Genomic DNA, 15,334 nt, shown 5'->3' on the forward strand with positions numbered 1-15,334 from the left:
GCAAATTTGGGCGATACTGTGGCTGACAGAATCGCGGCTAGGGGGCTTGCTGCGGTGGAAACGTAACGCGCGTGTTGTGCGCCCATTGTGAGATAAGTGCCATGAGAGCCCCGTTTACCCTCTTGCTAACCCTTTGTATGGCGGCGACGTTTTTTGTTGCGGGCTGTGCGGAAACCACAAGCAGTGCCAATCCAGTTGGGGCGGCGCAGGCTGCGCCGGAAGAGGTGGTGACTAAGAATGCCGTTGCTGCGGCCGAGCCGCAGGGCACGCGCATTCTGGCGATGGGCGACAGTATGATGGCTTGGCACACGTTTACAGGTCAGTCGATTCCACACACCATCGAGGCAGTGCTGGGCGAGCGGGTGTATAACACCGCGATCAGTGGTGCGAAGATCACCTATAAGCTGCCGCTTTCCGGGGCGATGGGCATGCGGATCGAAAACCAGTATCGCAAGGGCGACTGGGACTGGGTGGTGTTGAACGGCGGCGGCAATGACCTGTGGTTGGGCTGCGGCTGTGGCAAATGCGCGGGCAAGATGAACAAGATGATCTCCGAGGACGGCAAGCGCGGTGTGATCCCGATGATGGTGCAGAAGTACCGCCACGCAGGGGCGCAGGTGGCTTGGGTTGGGTATTTGCGCAGCCCGGGGGCGTGGTCGCCTGTGGAAGGCTGTCGCGACACTGGCAACGAGCTGGAGCAACGCATCAGTAAACTGGCGGCGATTGATCCGGGCGTGCACTACGTGTCGCTGGCTGATTTGGTGCCCAATGGCGACCGGAGCTTTCATACCTTTGATATGATTCACCCATCAATCAAAGGCAGCCGTGAGATTGGTAAGCGGGTGGCTGCGGTGATCGCAGCGCATGACGCCGCGCGCTAAGATTTACACCAGATCAACAGGTTAAGCCCCATCGCCTTGCGGTGGGGTTTTGTTGTTTTGACCGCGTCAAAATGGGCGGTTGCATATTCCGACTAAATTTGTCAGATAAAGCCGCCCAGCCAAGGATCCTCCAGATCAGCCCGGGTTTTCAATGCATGAACTCGGCACCGGTTGTGACCCCCAAAGCGCGCTGGTGCCACTTTTCGCGGCGGACGAGAGAAGGACACCCTAACATGGCGAAAATCTTTGCGGACTTACTAGCAATAGACGGGATGGCTCAAAAGGCAGGCTGCGGTTTGAAGCCTGAGTTGCGGCAGGCCATGGAGGCCAGTCTGCGCTTTCCGGCGAAAACGGCTTCACCGGTGCCACGTTCCGAAGACATGGTAGGCGCGCTTCCCGAAAATGTTGTGCGCCTTGATGCGCAATCAAATTCCCCTAAACGGAGGAAAGAGGCATGAGCATTGTGGCATCAAACCGCTGCGTAGAGGTGCTGGAAACCGTCGGCTGCGACGACTTCGAGATTGGGTTATTACCGGCGCTGCGGCATCTGTGCGTCAGCGCCGAAAGCGCCGACCCTAAAAGCTGGGCGCTTGCCTTTGACATTGCGGTGGAGCGGTTTGGCGAGTCGATTGGTCTGCCGGCGGCACATGGGTTGAATAAGATTGTGCTGGCCCTGTTTGACTGCCGCGGGGGTGGGCCGGAGGTGAAAGACCCACTGTGTCCCAAGGCCAAGCGGGATATCACAGATGACGAGGTGCAATTCCTGTCGATGATCCATCACATGCGGCGCGATAACTCTGCAGCCGCACGCTCGGCTGTGGCCTTTGTGACGCGTGGCCGCATGGACCCGGCTTTGATCCGCAGTGGACTGACCTTCGCCAACCGGTTCCCGGCGGGCATGGGGCGGCACGCGCGGGTGGTGGGGCGTCCGAAACTGTCTGTGGTGGCCTAAGAAGTCCGCGCGCGTTTGGCGCCGGGTTTTTCAGTGACGCCAAAGGCTTTGCGTGCGGTCACAAGGCGCAGGTCTTCAGGGTCCATGCCCATCGACAACATGGTCTTGCGATCAAAGCGCTCTTTGGCGATGGTTTTGTCATGTGCGGTGCCAAACAACCGGTCGATCCCGTCAAAGCCAAAGCTGACCTGGAATGTGGCGTGGTGATCCTGAAAATGGTGCGCCAGATGTTTGCGGGTGATGTATTGACCCAGACGACCTTTGGGCACGTTCAAATGTGCAATTGTGTGACAGTATTCATAGAAGGCAAAGGCAGACACCGAGCCGACAAACAGCGCGATGTAGGCGATGGTCAACGCTGGGACCAGGCCAAGGAAAGGCCAGAGGATCGCGGTGTGGATGGCCACAGACAGGAGGCCAAAGCGCACGGGATACCAGTGGTCGTCACCTGTAAAAAACTCCGGATCAGTGGGGTACTCATGGTGGCCGATGTGGGTGCGATAAAGCTCATTGAAGGTACCTTGGTCTTTGGGCGGTTCGCGGTGCATCAGGAAGCGATGCATGCCGTATTCAACAAAGAGCTGCGCGATGTAGCCATAGATCAGCGCGACAGGAATCCACCACGACAGGCTTTGAAAAATCAGGACCACACCGATCAGCCAGAACGGAAACAGGCGGTGCAAACTGCCCATACGGATCAGAACGGATAGTGTTTCTTTCATGGTGACCTCCCCTGTCGCGAGGAAGTCTGCGCCTGCAGGGCAGGGCGAGTCAAATTTGACTTGGCGTCAAGGAAAAGAGCCCCGCACCCCCATGAGGGCGCGGGGCAGCTGGCGTGCTTAGGCGCGACGCCAGCCGGGGAACGGGTCGGGCATTTCGGCCACAGCAGCCAATGCGGCGACGGATTCTGCGTGAAGAAGGCAGTTGTCTAATTTGGTCTTCAATGCAGGCCAGTTAATTCCGCTGCCAATGAATACCAGCTCCTGACGGCGGTCGCCAAAAGGTTCAGCCCAATGGGCGGCCATATACTCTTGTGCCTGCGGATGGGTCGGGCGGCGGTCTTCCGGCACACTGGCCCACCAGGTGCCCAGGGGGGCAACTGAAGAAAGGGAGCCAGCCAGAGAGAACTCTGCCACCCATTCCGGGCGGGTGGCGATCCAGAAATGCCCTTTAGCACGGATCACGCCGGGAAGGTCGTCATTGAGCACATCGTGGATTTTTTGCGGATCAAACGGCAAGCGTTCCCGATACACATAGGACGTGATGCCATATTCTTCGGTTTCCGGCGTGTGATCGGCAAAGCCGTAGAGCTCTTTGGCCCACATTGGGTGCTCATGCGCTTTGTCGAAATCAAACAGGCCGGTGTTGAGCACATCCAGTGCAGGCACCTTGCTGTGGTCGGTTTCGATGATGCGGGCGTCGGCATTCAGGCTGCGGATGATTTTCCGCGCGGCGTCGGTTTTGACTGGGCCTGCATCGGTGACTTTGTTGAGGATCACCACATCGGCAAACTCGAGTTGATCCGTGAGCAGGTGCACTAGTGTGCGGTCGTCTTCCTCGCCCAAGGTTTCGCCGCGGTCTGCCAAACGGTCGTGGCTGCCGAAGTCGTTGAGCAGGTTCACGGCGTCGACCACGGTCACCATGGTGTCGAGTCGCGCCACGTCGGTGAGGCTCTCGCCGTCCTCGTCTCGGAACTCAAAGGTCGCGGCCACTGGGAGCGGTTCTGAAATGCCGGTGGATTCGATCAGCAGGTAATCAAAGCGGCCTTCGGCAGCGAGGCGGCGCACTTCTGTTAGCAGGTCGTCGCGCAGGGTGCAGCAGATGCAGCCGTTGGACATTTCCACGAGAGTTTCCTCGGTTTGGCTCAATTCTGCGCCACCTTCGCGTACGAGGTCCGCATCGATGTTCACCTCGGACATGTCATTCACGATCACCGCGACGCGCAGGCCATCGCGGTTGTTGAGCACGCCGTTGAGCAGCGTGGTTTTCCCGGCCCCAAGAAAGCCAGATAGAACGGTCACAGGGAGGCGGGTGTCTTGGTGTTGGGTGTCTGGCATCGCTGGCTCCAATAATGTTATAACATAACAATCACGCGGAGACTGAAACTGCAAGAGGCGGAATGCGGCCACGGCAACAAAAAAACGCCCGCTCCGGGGAGCAGGCGTTTTCCGTAATCTCGACTTGAGCGGCGTCTTAGCACTTTCAGTTTTGGGCGGCATCGCTTGTTCGCTGTCTTTCGCTACGCTCAAACGCGAAAAGCAATACTTGTTGCCTGACTGAAAACAGGAAGTGCTTTAGCGACGGATGCCCAGACGCTTGATCAGGTCCTGATAGCGTGCTTCGTCTTTGCCCTTGGTGTAGTCCAGCAGCTTGCGGCGCTGAGCAACCATTTTCAGAAGGCCACGACGACCGTGGTTGTCCTTCTTGTGGGTTTTGAAGTGCTCGGTCAGGGTGTTGATGCGGGATGTCAGGATCGCAACCTGGACTTCCGGGGAACCGGTGTCGCCTTCTTTGGTCGCGAATTCTTTCATCAGGCGTGCTTTTTCTTCAACAGTGATCGACATCGGGGTCTCCTATTTCAAAGGGTTTCGGGCACAAGCCGGGATGTCGTCCAGCAAGGTCCATAGAGATGTCCCCCAAGGGATTCCCTTGGAAGATGGGCGTATGTAGTCGCAAATGGCTCAAAAGAAAAGAGGGAAGGCTGCTGAAGGGTCTACAGCTGCCAGATTTCCGGCTGTGTGGCGTAGGCGATATAAAGTGGGTGACGGGGGTGGCCGACTTTGGTCACGCCGAGACACTTGATGGTCTGGCCTGTGGCCTTCAGAACGTCTTTCATCTCGAAACCGCGGTCCAGATGATCGCCATGGGCACCCCAAGCGGCGATGATATCGTCTGCCCAGAGGCAGCTGTCAGCCACAACACGGTCATTGTCCGGTCCGGCAGGGGCCTCGTGCTTGCGCATCTTCTTGGGGTCGGTTTCACGTAAGGCAAAGATGTTAACCGCGCGAAAGCCGCCATATCCTAGGGCGCGGGCGCGGCGTTCGCAGCGCTCGATAGTGGGGTCGTTTTGACGCTCGGTGGCCTTGGATGGGTTGAGCATGATGAACAACACTTTGGCGGCGCTGTTATCCCAAACTCGTGTTAGGGCATAGCGGTAGGTCTCGCACTCAGAGTAGAGGGCGGAGCTGGTGGCGTCGTCTTTTTGGAAGTGGCGTTCGATCATTCTGTCTACTTATGATTAACCAACGCGGAGTCAAACGTTTGATTTTGAAGCCTCTCCTTCTTATCCCTGATACTTGGGATTACAGCCGTCTGGGGTTTGGTACGGCTGATTGGTGAGGTGGTGAGATGCCGTTTCTTTTCTTTTTGGGCCTGCTTGCGGCAGGCGCAGCTGTTGGCACGATGGTTGGTGTGACTGATGACACCGAAGCGGAAGACGACAGCACAACGTCTGAAGATGAGCGCGATGACGCGGCGGATGCACAGGGCGAGCAACCGTCGACGGAGGAGGTGCCTGAGGACGAACCAGAGGAAGACGAGGAGCCGGAGGACGATCCGGCGTCCCAGTTCCTGTTTGGTGCGCTGGATGTGGACGACCACCTGTTTGGCGGCGCTGGCGACGACACGCTGGTCGGCAACGCCTGGGGAGACGACTACCTTGAAGGCGGCGAAGGCGACGACGATCTGTTTGTCTCAGCCGGTAACATGGCCAACGGCGGGGCTGGAGCCGATACATTTTATCTTGAGGCAGACAATGACGTTGTAGGCCGGATAGAGGATTTTGATGCGTCCGAGGACATGCTTGTGCTGCGCAATTACGAAAGCCCGGTGGATGGGTCTTCGGGCAACTTTGTTCTGACGCAAGAAGATGGCGGATTGGCATTGCGGGATGCGGACACCGGAGATGTGCGCATTGACCTGCCCGGGGCCTCTTTGGCGGATGGCGAAAGCTTGTCGGTGGTGTTCCAGCATACAAATGGCGATGCGCATGACAGCGCGGTGCAGGCCGAGTGGACGCGTGACTATACCATTCAGGACAAGCCTTATGTGGCGGATGCGCTGCGTGGTGGTGCCGGAGAGGACACGCTGATTGGCGATGACAGCGACAACCGGATATTTGGCGAAGCCGGTGCGGATGATCTGCAAGGCGGCGCGGGGGATGACCATATCTTTAGTGGCAGCGGCAGTGTGTTTTATGGCGCCGAATGGAACCATGAACCGGGCCATCTGAACCGCCTTGGCGCGGGGGATACCTTGTCTGGCGGCGCGGGTGAGGATGTTCTGTGGCTTGGGTCTGGCAATGTGGCCACCGGTGGCGCGGATGCGGATACGTTTGAGGCCTTTGCAGGCGCGTATGACAGCGTGACCGAGATCACCGATTTTGCGCCGGGTGAGGACAAGCTGGTCATCAGCTTTGGGTTGGATGGTCCGTTTGGTGCGGGCTTCCAGAACGCGGACAATGAGTACTTCACCGTGTCAGAGGCGGCAAATGGATTTGGCAGCAGCTATGACGCCGACGCGGATGAGACCACGCTGACGCTGGGCGGACATCCGTTGCTCGTCCTTAACGGCGATCAGACCGGCGCAACCGTGGCGTTCAGCAATCAGGATGCGGCGGACAACTATGATCTGCCTGAGGTGTGGCTGGATGCCAATGGCGATCCGATCTCAGCCGAGCAGGGCCGGGCGGCAGACATTCTGTTCAGCGGCACGACCCCGCAGGACATGTATGACGCCAATGGCAATGGCGGCATGGTCGCCTGATCAGCCCTCGGGTTTCACAAATACGCGGCTGGGGTGCAATTCCCCAGCTTTGAAAACGCCAACGGCCACAGCTTCACCGTCGAAGCTGGCCCAGCATTCTTCACCATATTCCACGTCAGAGGCCAACACCATGCCGGGGTTGCCGTTGCGCAGACGTACTGTGCCTTCGGCGGTGGCTTTCACCTCTGGCAGATCTTCCAGACCTTGCTCCAAGGGGCGCAGGTAGCTGTCGAGTTCCGGCTGCTTTGCCATCTCGTCAATCTGCTCGATGCTCAGCCCATCAGCGGCGTCAAACGGGCCGGACCAGATACGGCGTAGCTCGCGCACATGGCCATGGCAGCCCAAGGCTTCGCCCAAATCACGGGCGATGGAGCGAACATAGCCACCCTTGCCGCAGGTCATTTCCAGCGTGACGTGGTCTTCGTCTTCACGGTCCGTCATCACCAGCTCTTCGACCCACAGAGGCCGGGCGGCGAGTTCGATGTCTTCACCGTCGCGCGCCAGTTTGTAGGCGCGCTCACCGTCAATTTTCACGGCGGAGAACTTTGGCGGTACCTGCATGATGTCCCCGACAAACTGCCCCAGAGCTTCCTTGATCTCATCATCGGTGGGACGCTTGTCGGACTGTGCGATGATTTCGCCTTCGGCGTCGTCTGTATTGGTGGCCTGACCTAAGCGCACGGTGAAGGTGTAAGCCTTCAGCGCATCGGTGATGTAAGGCACGGTTTTGGTGGCCTCGCCCAAAGCCACGGCCAGAACGCCAGTGGCATCCGGGTCTAGCGTGCCCGCGTGGCCGGCCTTTTTGGCGTTAAACGCCCACCGGACTTTGTTCACCACGGAGGTGGAGGTCATGCCTGCCGGTTTGTCGACCACAAGCCAGCCAGAAATATCGCGTCCCTTGCGTTTGCGTCCCATGCCTTTGACCTCTCATATCAGGGTGAGGGCGGCGACCTAGCGGATTGCCTTCACGCTGTCAATTTAGCTCACGCAAAAAGCGTCTCCAAAAGAAAAGGCCATCGGGTCCACGCAACCCGATGGCCTTTCCTGATCGCGGGGGTGGAGGAGCACCCCGCGAACCCGTGCTCGGTTTAGTCGCCGTCGGCGACACCTGCTGCGCGCAAACGGGCGCGGCGGGCACGATAGCTTGGCAGGGCTACAAGGATCACCGCGATCACCAGCAGGCCGAGGGTCATCGGACGCTCCCAGATGAAGGCGATGCCGTCATAGAGCTGCATGGAGCGGGCGAAGTTGTCTTCCAACATGCCACCTAGGATGAAACCGATCAGCAGTGGCGCCAGTGGATAGTCGGCAAAGCGCAAGGCTGTGGCGCAGACCCCGAAGCCAACCAGCAAGAGCAGCTCGGTGGCGTTGTTCTGGCCGATGTAGGCCCCCATCAGGGTGAAGAACAGGATGAACGGGATCAGGTAGTTGCGCGGTACGGCCAGAACTTTGGCGATATACGGGATCAGTGGCAGGTTCAGGATCAGCAGCACAAGGTTGCCGATGAACATGGACATGATTACAGCCCAGAACACTTGAGGCTCGTCGATCATCAGGCGTGGGCCCGGAGTGACGTTCAGAGCGATCAGTGCACCCAGCAAAATGGCGGTGGTCCCGGAACCAGGGATGCCCAACGTGAGCAGGGGCACAAAGGAGCCAGTGCACGCTGCGTTGTTGGCTGTTTCCGGGGCCGCCAGGCCCTTGATAGAGCCTTTGCCAAATTGTTCTTGTTCTTCCTTAGGGGCGATGTTGCGCTCAACCGCGTAGCCCAGGAAGGAGGCGATGGTGGCGCCAGCACCGGGCAGAACCCCGATGAAGAAGCCTTGAACCGACTGACGGCCAATCACGGGCGCGATGGATTTCGCCTCGGATCCGGTAATGCGCAGGTCTTTGATTTCGCCGCTGTTGCTCTCGCCCATTGTGCGCGGTTTCAGCACTAGGAAGAGCGCTTCAGGCAGGGCAAACATCGCCATGGCCAGAGTGATGAAGCCAAAGCCGGATTGCAGATCCATGATGCCCATTGTGAAACGGGGCATGTTGAACAATGCGCCTTCGCCCACGGTGGCCATCATCAGGCCCAGCAGGGTCATCATCAGCGCTTTGGCCACTTGGCCGGTGCCTGCAAAGGCGGCGATGGCGGAGAGGCCAACAACCATCAGGGCAAAGTATTCAGCGGAGTGGAACAGCAGCGCGACGGAGGACAGGGCCGGGGCGAAGACCATCAACAGGATGGCGCCAATGGTGCCACCGGCAAAAGAGGCAATCGCGGCTACGGTCAGGGCTTTACCGGCTTTGCCCTTTTTGGCCATCGGGTAGCCGTCAAAGCTTGAGGCCACGGTGCCCGCGACCCCCGGCGCGTTCAGCAGGATCGAGGAGGTGGAGCCGCCAAAAATGGCGCCATAATACACACCGGCGAGCAGGATCAGCGCGGCGGAGGGATCCCCCATAGAGATGGCGACGGGGATCATGATGGCGATGATCGACATTGGGCCAAGTCCCGGCAGCATGCCGATAAATGTCCCGATCAGACAGCCACCAATGACCATCAAGAGGTTTTGTAGAGAGAAGGCCGTTTGCAGGCCGATCAGTAGTCCTTCGAGCATGTCAGCCTCCAAAGTTGCCCGTGGTCGGGCGCAAGTTGATGCCCAGCGTGTGCTGAACAAGGGTCCAAAGAATGATAACGGCCATCATCATGACCAAAGCCGTGATGTGCCATTTGCCCGCGCCCATTAGAAATGAGCCGATGATGACAAAGGCAGCGGCGGAGAACAGCACCAGGCATCCACCAATCAGCATCAAGACAAACTGTAGGGAGACAACGGAGGGTTCACCAAACATCTCAGCCTCCCATGAAGCCGGGCAGGGGCCGGAGGTAGATGCCGAGAACTTCTTGAACGAGGTACCAAACAGAGAAGGTCGCCACGAGAGCGATAGGCACCATGAACTGGAACTTACGCTCGCCCAGAATAAAGGAACCGAGGATCAGGAAGCCGGAGGTCGAGAAGATAAAGCCTGCCGGACGCAGCAGCAGCGCGTAGGCCACCATCAGGCTCAACAGCAGGATCGCCTGGCCCAGCTTGTATTCGGTCAACCGGCGGTAATCGATTTCCGCCTCTTTGGCTTCGCTTTTCTCAAGGCCCAACAGGATGATCAGCGAGGCAATCATACCAAGGATGGATAATACCTTCGGGAAGGTGCTTGGCCAAATAGGGTTGCGTTTCATGAACGGGGCAAGACTGCCATCCATCGTAAACCAGGCGGCATAGCCATATGCCATACAGATGCCCAGCAGTATAAGAGCGATCCAGCGATCCAGAGCCATGAAGCTCCCCTCCCTTTAAAGAAAGGCAGAGCGGGAGCCCGCTCTGCCCAGTTGGATGTTAACTTAGCTTAGAGAAAGCCCAGTTTCTTCATCAAGTCGCCGATGACTTTTTCTTGGCCTTCGAGGAAAGCTTTGAAGTCGTCGCCGTTGTTATGGATGTTGACCCAGCCGTTGCGCTCGCGCACGACTTCCCACTCTGGGGTGTCATACATTTTGGAGATCGCGTCCTGGTACATTGCCAGCTTGTCTTCTGGCAGGCCTGGGGCCGCGAAGAAGCCACGCCAGTTCACGAAGGAGGTGTCGATACCCTGTTCCTTCATGGTCATGGCGTCTGGCGCTGCGGAAACACGGTCGTCCGCGGTCACACCGATGATTTTCACTTCGCCTGCGTTGGCCAGGTCAACCGCTTCGGAGAAGCCGGTGGACAGAGCCGCGATTTCGCCGGACAGCAGCGCTGCCATGGCTTTACCACCTGCGTCGTAAGGGATGTACTTCACGCCCAGGGCGTCTTTGCCAGCCGCTTCCATCACCATGGCTGCAACCAGGTGGTCCATGCCGCCTGGAACCGAGCCACCGCCGATGGCGGTTTTGGATGGGTCCGCGTCATAAGCAGCCATCAGGTCGCTCATGTTGTTCAGCGGGCTGTCTTTGTGCACAACCAATGCGGCGTAGTCGCCGATGGTGCCGGCCACGAGGGTCAGGTCACGGAAGTTGTGTGGGAACACGCCAGTCAGGGAGCGGATCACGATTGGGGTGGAGTTCACCATCAATGTGCCGTGGTTGCTGTCGGCGTTTTCGATCAGGTAACCGATGGCTTTACCGCCGCCGCCACCGGACATGTTTTCATAAGATGCAGTGCCCACGATGCCCGCTTTGGTCAGCGCTTCGCCGGTGCCACGTGCCGTGCCATCCCAGCCACCACCGGCGCCGCCGGGGATCAGGAAGTGGATGCTGTCTACGGCTTTTTCCGCCATAGCTTGGCCGGTGAATGCGAATGCTGCCACTGCGGTGGCCATCAGGGCACGACGGCCCATGGTCAATTTCATCATTTTTCTCCTCCAAATTGACAACTGTCCGAAAGACGGCTCAGTTGAGGGCAGTCAAACATCGCAACCTGTCACAAACCTGTCATGCTGTCAGAAAGGCACTCAAATCGCATGAAATTCCTCCTGGTCGAAGACAATGTAGAGCTCGCCAACGCGGTCAGTTCACGGCTGCAATTGGATGGTCATGTTGTTGATCATGCTGATAAAATTGAGGATGCTATGGCATTCATGCAGACCGGTGAATATGATCTCATATTATTGGATATTATGTTGCCGGATGGGGATGGCCGGACCTTCCTGAAACACCACCGGAGCGGGAAAAACGACACGCCGGTGATAGTTCTGACCGCGCGGTCTCAGGTCAGTGACAGAATCAGCCTGCTTGATCTTGGCGCGGACGATTACATGACCAAACCGTTTGACCACGAGGAGCTTCAGGCGCGCTGTCGGGCGGTGTTGCGGCGCAATGCTGGCCATGCGCAATCGGTCACGGAACTTGGCGGAGTCACACTTGATCCGGTGGCTGGGCGGCTGACGATTGGCGCGCGGGCGGTGACCCTGCGCAATCGGGAATTGCGGCTGCTGGAATTGCTGATCAACGCGCCGGGGCAGATTTTCTCCAAAGCCAAACTGGCAGACCGGCTGTTTTCGTATGACGAGGATGTTTCCGAGAACGCGATTGAGGTCTACATCGGTCGCCTGAGGAAACATCTGGAGCCTTCGGAGTTGCGGATCACCACCCTGCGCGGCCTGGGATATCGGCTCGATCATGGATGACGCGGTCAATGTGGCGGGCTCGCTCAGAGCGCGGTTGGCGCTGACGCTGATCGGCAGCGCTGCGGCGATTGCCATTCTGTTGTTTTTTGTGGTGCGGACCTATGCGGCGCAGATTGCGCAGAGTGGACAGGATAGCATTCTGGAAGCCTCGGTGGCCTCCATTCTGGATGCGGCCACATTGCGGGATGGAGATGTGGAGGTGGATTTCCCCTATGTGGCCTTCTCGATGTTGAGCACCGACGCGGATGACCGGGTGTTTTACGCCATTTGGCAAGAGGAAACGCTGCTGTCCGGCTATGAGCTTCTGCCGGTTGCCGACGCGCCGGATGGCGGCGAAATTGTGCATGTGTCAGCCATTTTTGACGGTGCGCCGGTGCGCGTGGCCACGGCGGCGCGGATTTTGGTGGGGGCCAACACCAGAACGCGAGTCACCGTGTCGGTGGCGCAAACACAGGACGCATTGGCCGGGACCTTGAACAAGATTTCGCGCAATGTGGGCCTGATTGGGGCCGGATTCTTTACGCTGTCTGTGCTGGTGGCGAGCTGGGCAACAAACAGCACAATTCGTCCATTGGAGCGGCTGACCCATTCGATCACGCGGCGGGGCCCCAAAGACCTTAGCCCGGTGGCGCGCCCGGTGCCGCTGGAGATGGCGCCTTTGGTGACTTCGCTCAACAGCTTCATGGCGCGGCTGGATACATCGCTGAAGCAATCAGAGGACTTTATTGCCGAGGCAGCGCATCGGGTGCGCACGCCTTTGGCGACCGTGCGCAGCCATGCGGAGGCGACCTTGCAGAGGGTGGAACGCGAAGACAACCGCCAGGCGTTACGCTCTATGGTGCGGGCGATTGATGAGAGCTCCCGCGCGGCGGGACAGCTTCTGGATCATGCGATGATCACCTTTCGCGCGGATCATCTTGAGACGCAGACACTAGATTTGGTTGAGCTGGTGGAAGATTTGGTGACGCGGTTGGCGCCGGTGGCGGAGATGAAAGACATTGCGCTCACGGTGATCAGCGAAGGTACTGTTAGCGTTGAGGCGGACTCGATCCTGTTGCAAAACGCGCTGCGCAATCTGGTAGAAAATGCGTTGAAGTACGCGCCTGAGGAGAGCGAGATAACTCTAGAGGTCGGCGCATCGCCACGGCCTCGGGTGGAGGTGCGCGACGAAGGGCCGGGGTTTCCGCCCGACCAGATGCAGGGACTGGCGGCGCGATTTTCGCGCGGGGACAATGCCAAGGACACCATTGGGTCCGGCTTGGGGCTGACCATTGCGCAGGATGTGGCCACGGCCCATGGCGGGGAACTGACGTTGGACAACATGCCGGAGGGGGGCGCATGCGTTACATTTTTGCTTTGATGATGTGGCTGTGTCCGGTGCTGGTGCTGGCACAGGACTGGGAAGATCAAAACGCCTTTGGCCCCGCCTCGGCAAGCAGCACGCTGCGGGTGCTGTCCAGCACCGACACCTCCCTGTTTGCGCCGGTGATCGAGGACTTCTTGCAAAGCCGGTCTGGCGTGGCGGTGGAGTATTTTGTGACGGGGACCGCGCAGATCGACGAGGTGTTCCGGGCGGCGCCCGGGGATTTTGATGTGGTCATCTCCAGTGCGATGGATTTGCAGTTGAAGCTGGTGAATGATGGGTTTTCGGTCCAGATCGACAATCTGGATCAGCCGGATTGGGCGCAATGGCGCAACAGCCTGTTTGCCTTCACCACAGAGCCAGCCACCATTGTGATCAACCGGGCAGCCTTTGCGCCGGAGTCTGTGCCGCAGACCCGTCAGGAGTTGATTGCTGCTATGCGTGCGCGGCCTGAAGTGTTTCGCGGTAAGGTCGGCACCTACGACGTACGAGACTCGGGGTTGGGCTATCTGTTTGCCACCCAGGATGCGCGCGCCTCGGAAACGTTTTGGCGGCTGATGGAGGTGATGGGTGGGCTGGATGCGCAGCTCTATTGCTGTTCCGGTGCGATGATTGACGATCTGGTCGCTGGGGATTTGATGGTCGCCTACAATGTGCTTGGGAGCTATGTGGCTGCGCGTGAGGATGTGGCCGATACGCTGGAAATCGTACTGCCATCGGACTTTCCCACCATCATGATGCGCACTGCTTTTGTCAGCAGCCGCACTGAAGTGGCCGAAGAAGCCGCCGCCTTTGTGCGCCATCTGGTGGAGATGCAAACCGGGCAGCGAAACCTAGATGCGTTTCCTTTGCCACCGCTGAGTGCGACGACGGACAGCACCGGTCAGGCGGTGATTTCTCTGGAGCCCGCGTTGATGACCTATCTGGATCCGCTGAAACGCCGCACATTTATCAAGGAATGGAGCAGCGCGGTTATTCAGTGACCGCGGCGCTGGGTTCCACCACACCAATGATCGGCCCCATCCAGAAGCCGCCATCGGAGCGGTCCAGTTGGGGGGCGTGCAGGCGGCTGATCTTGCCGTCAAAGTAGAGTGCGTTTGGTGTTTTCAGAACGTCGCGGAAGAAGCGCCCAAACTCGTGGAAGGTCACCGCCTCGTTGGAGATTACGAAATAGGCGGTTTTTCCGTTGTCCGTTGTACCCACGCCATTGCGCAGGAACCGGGATGTGCTGTCAGGCAAGAAGCGCGGGTGCAGTGCACCGTCGATCACCAGCATCGGGCCAGATTGGGTGGCGTCGCGGCAGGTTGGGGCCTGTTTCTGGAAATCCAAAGTTTCGTAGACCTGCACGGCACCGTCGTTCAGGCACAGCACGCCATTGGGCAGCAGGCCAAAGTTGCCTTTGCTACCGCCGGTTAAAAGCCGCATCTCTTCGGTGCCGTCTTCAACGTAATGGCCCACGGGGCTGCGGTCGGCATGATACATGCCTGCGTTCATGCCAAAGCTGAGGGTTTTGCCGTCTTCCAGCGCGCGCTCGATGTCGCGGAACTGGCCCAGAATAGCGCCGCTGTCATCTCGCAGGAACAGGCGCAGGTTGTCTTCGGCGGCGTCCACCGTGCACACCGTCAGGCTGCGCCCTTCATGTGTTTGATCTGAACAGGTCACCGCCTGCGCCCATTGGGGCAGGGACAGTAATATCAAACAGAGCGCAGTTCGGATCACGTAGGTTCGCCATCCTCTGTGTCAGTTTTGGCCACATCCGCCTGCACCCGTTCGTCGGACAGCATCGCGCGGGTGGCGTCCATCTGATCAAAGGTGTTGTCCACGCGGAAGCGCAGATCCGGGGCGTGCTTGAGCTTGGCTTTGCGGCCGATGATACGGCGTAGCTCGCCTTTGTGGCGGGCTAGCAGGGCAACAGCGTCTTCTTTGTTTTTGCCACCCAGTGGCAGCACAAAGCAGGTCGCAATCGACAGATCGGGCGTGATGCGCACCTCGCCCACGGTGATTGACATGCGGGTGATGTCCGGATCATGCAGCTCGTCGCGTACCAAAACCTCCGACAGGGTGCGTCGGATCAATTCACCCACGCGCAGCTGGCGTTGGGACGGGCCGCGGCCCTCGGAGAAAGAGTTCTTTGCCATGTCCCTCACTTAGGGCTTCTGTCTGCCTTTGCCAAGCTGGATTGCATTGGGTAAGCAGGGCGCACCGCCATTTGGGTGGTTTGTCAAAGTG

The 15,334-nt window shown here is 58.8% G+C and carries 18 protein-coding genes; 7 read left to right on the forward strand and 11 right to left on the reverse strand.

Going from position 1 to position 15,334, the window contains the following annotated elements:
* Positions 1-137: 137 nt before the first annotated feature.
* From SIB92_RS17435 to SIB92_RS17445, 3 genes are all read left to right on the forward strand, one after another.
* Positions 138-881 (forward strand): SGNH/GDSL hydrolase family protein, encoded by a 744-nt coding sequence (locus SIB92_RS17435; protein WP_412553232.1) that lies wholly within the window; start codon positions 138-140, stop codon positions 879-881.
* Positions 882-1,114: 233 nt separating this feature from the next.
* Positions 1,115-1,339 carry a hypothetical protein gene (locus SIB92_RS17440; RefSeq protein WP_412553233.1) on the forward strand — a complete coding sequence of 75 codons (225 nt, stop codon included), beginning with the start codon at positions 1,115-1,117 and terminating at the stop codon, positions 1,337-1,339.
* Entirely contained in the window at positions 1,336-1,833 is a 498-nt protein-coding gene (locus SIB92_RS17445; RefSeq protein ID WP_412553234.1) for a hypothetical protein, read from the forward strand. The genes SIB92_RS17440 and SIB92_RS17445 overlap by 4 nt, the downstream gene beginning before the upstream one ends.
* On the opposite strand, the gene SIB92_RS17450 is transcribed toward SIB92_RS17445, so the two are convergent.
* The 4 genes from SIB92_RS17450 to SIB92_RS17465 all read right to left on the reverse strand — a co-directional run bounded on the left by SIB92_RS17450 (position 1,830) and on the right by SIB92_RS17465 (position 5,056).
* Positions 1,830-2,555 (reverse strand): sterol desaturase family protein, encoded by a 726-nt coding sequence (locus SIB92_RS17450; protein ID WP_412553235.1) that lies wholly within the window; start codon positions 2,553-2,555, stop codon positions 1,830-1,832. The genes SIB92_RS17445 and SIB92_RS17450 overlap by 4 nt on opposite strands.
* Positions 2,556-2,672: 117 nt before the next feature.
* Complete coding sequence (locus SIB92_RS17455) at positions 2,673-3,890, reverse strand: GTP-binding protein (RefSeq protein WP_412553236.1); 1,218 nt, start codon at positions 3,888-3,890, stop codon at positions 2,673-2,675.
* A 237-nt stretch (positions 3,891-4,127) separates the two neighbouring features.
* Complete coding sequence (gene rpsO / locus SIB92_RS17460) at positions 4,128-4,397, reverse strand: 30S ribosomal protein S15 (protein WP_058241030.1); 270 nt, start codon at positions 4,395-4,397, stop codon at positions 4,128-4,130.
* Positions 4,398-4,546: 149 nt separating this feature from the next.
* Positions 4,547-5,056, reverse strand: coding sequence for a DUF1643 domain-containing protein (locus tag SIB92_RS17465; RefSeq protein ID WP_412553237.1), 510 nt, complete (start codon positions 5,054-5,056; stop codon positions 4,547-4,549).
* Positions 5,057-5,181: 125 nt separating this feature from the next.
* On the opposite strand from SIB92_RS17465, the gene SIB92_RS17470 reads away from it, so the two are divergent.
* Positions 5,182-6,597: a hypothetical protein gene (locus SIB92_RS17470; RefSeq protein WP_412553238.1), complete on the forward strand. Its 1,416-nt coding sequence runs from the start codon at positions 5,182-5,184 to the stop codon at positions 6,595-6,597.
* Here the strand turns inward: SIB92_RS17470 and truB are convergent, their stop codons facing one another.
* The 5 genes from truB to SIB92_RS17495 form a co-directional block, all read right to left on the reverse strand.
* Positions 6,598-7,512: a tRNA pseudouridine(55) synthase TruB gene (gene truB / locus SIB92_RS17475; protein WP_412553239.1), complete on the reverse strand. Its 915-nt coding sequence runs from the start codon at positions 7,510-7,512 to the stop codon at positions 6,598-6,600.
* Positions 7,513-7,685: 173 nt separating this feature from the next.
* A complete protein-coding gene (locus tag SIB92_RS17480; protein WP_294115835.1) occupies positions 7,686-9,200 on the reverse strand; it encodes a tripartite tricarboxylate transporter permease in 1,515 nt (504 codons plus the stop codon).
* A 1-nt stretch (position 9,201) separates the two neighbouring features.
* Positions 9,202-9,435, reverse strand: a complete 234-nt coding sequence (locus tag SIB92_RS17485; RefSeq protein WP_412553240.1) for a hypothetical protein — start codon at positions 9,433-9,435, stop codon at positions 9,202-9,204.
* A 1-nt stretch (position 9,436) separates the two neighbouring features.
* Positions 9,437-9,919: a tripartite tricarboxylate transporter TctB family protein gene (locus SIB92_RS17490; protein ID WP_412553241.1), complete on the reverse strand. Its 483-nt coding sequence runs from the start codon at positions 9,917-9,919 to the stop codon at positions 9,437-9,439.
* Positions 9,920-9,987: 68 nt separating this feature from the next.
* The gene (locus SIB92_RS17495) at positions 9,988-10,965 is read right to left on the reverse strand and encodes a tripartite tricarboxylate transporter substrate binding protein (protein ID WP_412555865.1); all 978 of its coding nucleotides are present in this window, start codon (positions 10,963-10,965) and stop codon (positions 9,988-9,990) included.
* Between the two features lie 111 nt (positions 10,966-11,076).
* On the opposite strand from SIB92_RS17495, the gene SIB92_RS17500 reads away from it, so the two are divergent.
* The 3 genes from SIB92_RS17500 to SIB92_RS17510 are packed head-to-tail and all read left to right on the forward strand — an operon-like array spanning position 11,077 to position 14,088.
* Positions 11,077-11,742, forward strand: coding sequence for a response regulator transcription factor (locus SIB92_RS17500; RefSeq protein ID WP_412553242.1), 666 nt, complete (start codon positions 11,077-11,079; stop codon positions 11,740-11,742).
* Positions 11,735-13,102: a sensor histidine kinase N-terminal domain-containing protein gene (locus SIB92_RS17505; RefSeq protein WP_412553243.1), complete on the forward strand. Its 1,368-nt coding sequence runs from the start codon at positions 11,735-11,737 to the stop codon at positions 13,100-13,102. Before SIB92_RS17500 ends, SIB92_RS17505 begins: the two co-directional genes overlap by 8 nt.
* On the forward strand, positions 13,081-14,088 hold the full coding sequence (locus SIB92_RS17510) for an ABC transporter substrate-binding protein (protein ID WP_412553244.1): 1,008 nt from the start codon (positions 13,081-13,083) through the stop codon (positions 14,086-14,088). Before SIB92_RS17505 ends, SIB92_RS17510 begins: the two co-directional genes overlap by 22 nt.
* On the opposite strand, the gene SIB92_RS17515 is transcribed toward SIB92_RS17510, so the two are convergent.
* Together SIB92_RS17515 and rbfA are read right to left on the reverse strand one after the other, a co-directional pair.
* Positions 14,078-14,821 carry a phosphodiester glycosidase family protein gene (locus SIB92_RS17515; RefSeq protein ID WP_412555866.1) on the reverse strand — a complete coding sequence of 248 codons (744 nt, stop codon included), beginning with the start codon at positions 14,819-14,821 and terminating at the stop codon, positions 14,078-14,080. The two genes, SIB92_RS17510 and SIB92_RS17515, sit on opposite strands and share 11 nt — an antisense overlap.
* A complete protein-coding gene (rbfA, locus tag SIB92_RS17520; RefSeq protein WP_412553246.1) occupies positions 14,821-15,243 on the reverse strand; it encodes a 30S ribosome-binding factor RbfA in 423 nt (140 codons plus the stop codon). Before rbfA ends, SIB92_RS17515 begins: the two co-directional genes overlap by 1 nt.
* Between the last annotated feature and the right edge of the window lie 91 nt (positions 15,244-15,334).

It is taken from the genome of Shimia sp. MIT1388, from assembly GCF_047124445.1.
Taxonomy (GTDB): Bacteria; Pseudomonadota; Alphaproteobacteria; order Rhodobacterales; family Rhodobacteraceae; genus Shimia.

Bases quoted from the DNA above. Each gene is read 5' to 3' on its own strand.
- SIB92_RS17435 (WP_412553232.1), top strand. From the start codon at position 138: ATGGCGGCGACGTTTTTTGTTGCGGGCTGTGCGGAAACCACAAGCAGT.
- SIB92_RS17440 (WP_412553233.1), top strand. From the start codon at position 1,115: ATGGCGAAAATCTTTGCGGACTTACTAGCAATAGACGGGATGGCTCAA.
- SIB92_RS17445 (WP_412553234.1), top strand. From the start codon at position 1,336: ATGAGCATTGTGGCATCAAACCGCTGCGTAGAGGTGCTGGAAACCGTC.
- SIB92_RS17450 (WP_412553235.1), bottom strand. From the start codon at position 2,555: ATGAAAGAAACACTATCCGTTCTGATCCGTATGGGCAGTTTGCACCGC.
- SIB92_RS17455 (WP_412553236.1), bottom strand. From the start codon at position 3,890: ATGCCAGACACCCAACACCAAGACACCCGCCTCCCTGTGACCGTTCTA.
- rpsO (WP_058241030.1), bottom strand. From the start codon at position 4,397: ATGTCGATCACTGTTGAAGAAAAAGCACGCCTGATGAAAGAATTCGCG.
- SIB92_RS17465 (WP_412553237.1), bottom strand. From the start codon at position 5,056: ATGATCGAACGCCACTTCCAAAAAGACGACGCCACCAGCTCCGCCCTC.
- SIB92_RS17470 (WP_412553238.1), top strand. From the start codon at position 5,182: ATGCCGTTTCTTTTCTTTTTGGGCCTGCTTGCGGCAGGCGCAGCTGTT.
- truB (WP_412553239.1), bottom strand. From the start codon at position 7,512: ATGGGACGCAAACGCAAGGGACGCGATATTTCTGGCTGGCTTGTGGTC.
- SIB92_RS17480 (WP_294115835.1), bottom strand. From the start codon at position 9,200: ATGCTCGAAGGACTACTGATCGGCCTGCAAACGGCCTTCTCTCTACAA.
- SIB92_RS17485 (WP_412553240.1), bottom strand. From the start codon at position 9,435: ATGTTTGGTGAACCCTCCGTTGTCTCCCTACAGTTTGTCTTGATGCTG.
- SIB92_RS17490 (WP_412553241.1), bottom strand. From the start codon at position 9,919: ATGGCTCTGGATCGCTGGATCGCTCTTATACTGCTGGGCATCTGTATG.
- SIB92_RS17495 (WP_412555865.1), bottom strand. From the start codon at position 10,965: ATGAAATTGACCATGGGCCGTCGTGCCCTGATGGCCACCGCAGTGGCA.
- SIB92_RS17500 (WP_412553242.1), top strand. From the start codon at position 11,077: ATGAAATTCCTCCTGGTCGAAGACAATGTAGAGCTCGCCAACGCGGTC.
- SIB92_RS17505 (WP_412553243.1), top strand. From the start codon at position 11,735: ATGGATGACGCGGTCAATGTGGCGGGCTCGCTCAGAGCGCGGTTGGCG.
- SIB92_RS17510 (WP_412553244.1), top strand. From the start codon at position 13,081: ATGCGTTACATTTTTGCTTTGATGATGTGGCTGTGTCCGGTGCTGGTG.
- rbfA (WP_412553246.1), bottom strand. From the start codon at position 15,243: ATGGCAAAGAACTCTTTCTCCGAGGGCCGCGGCCCGTCCCAACGCCAG.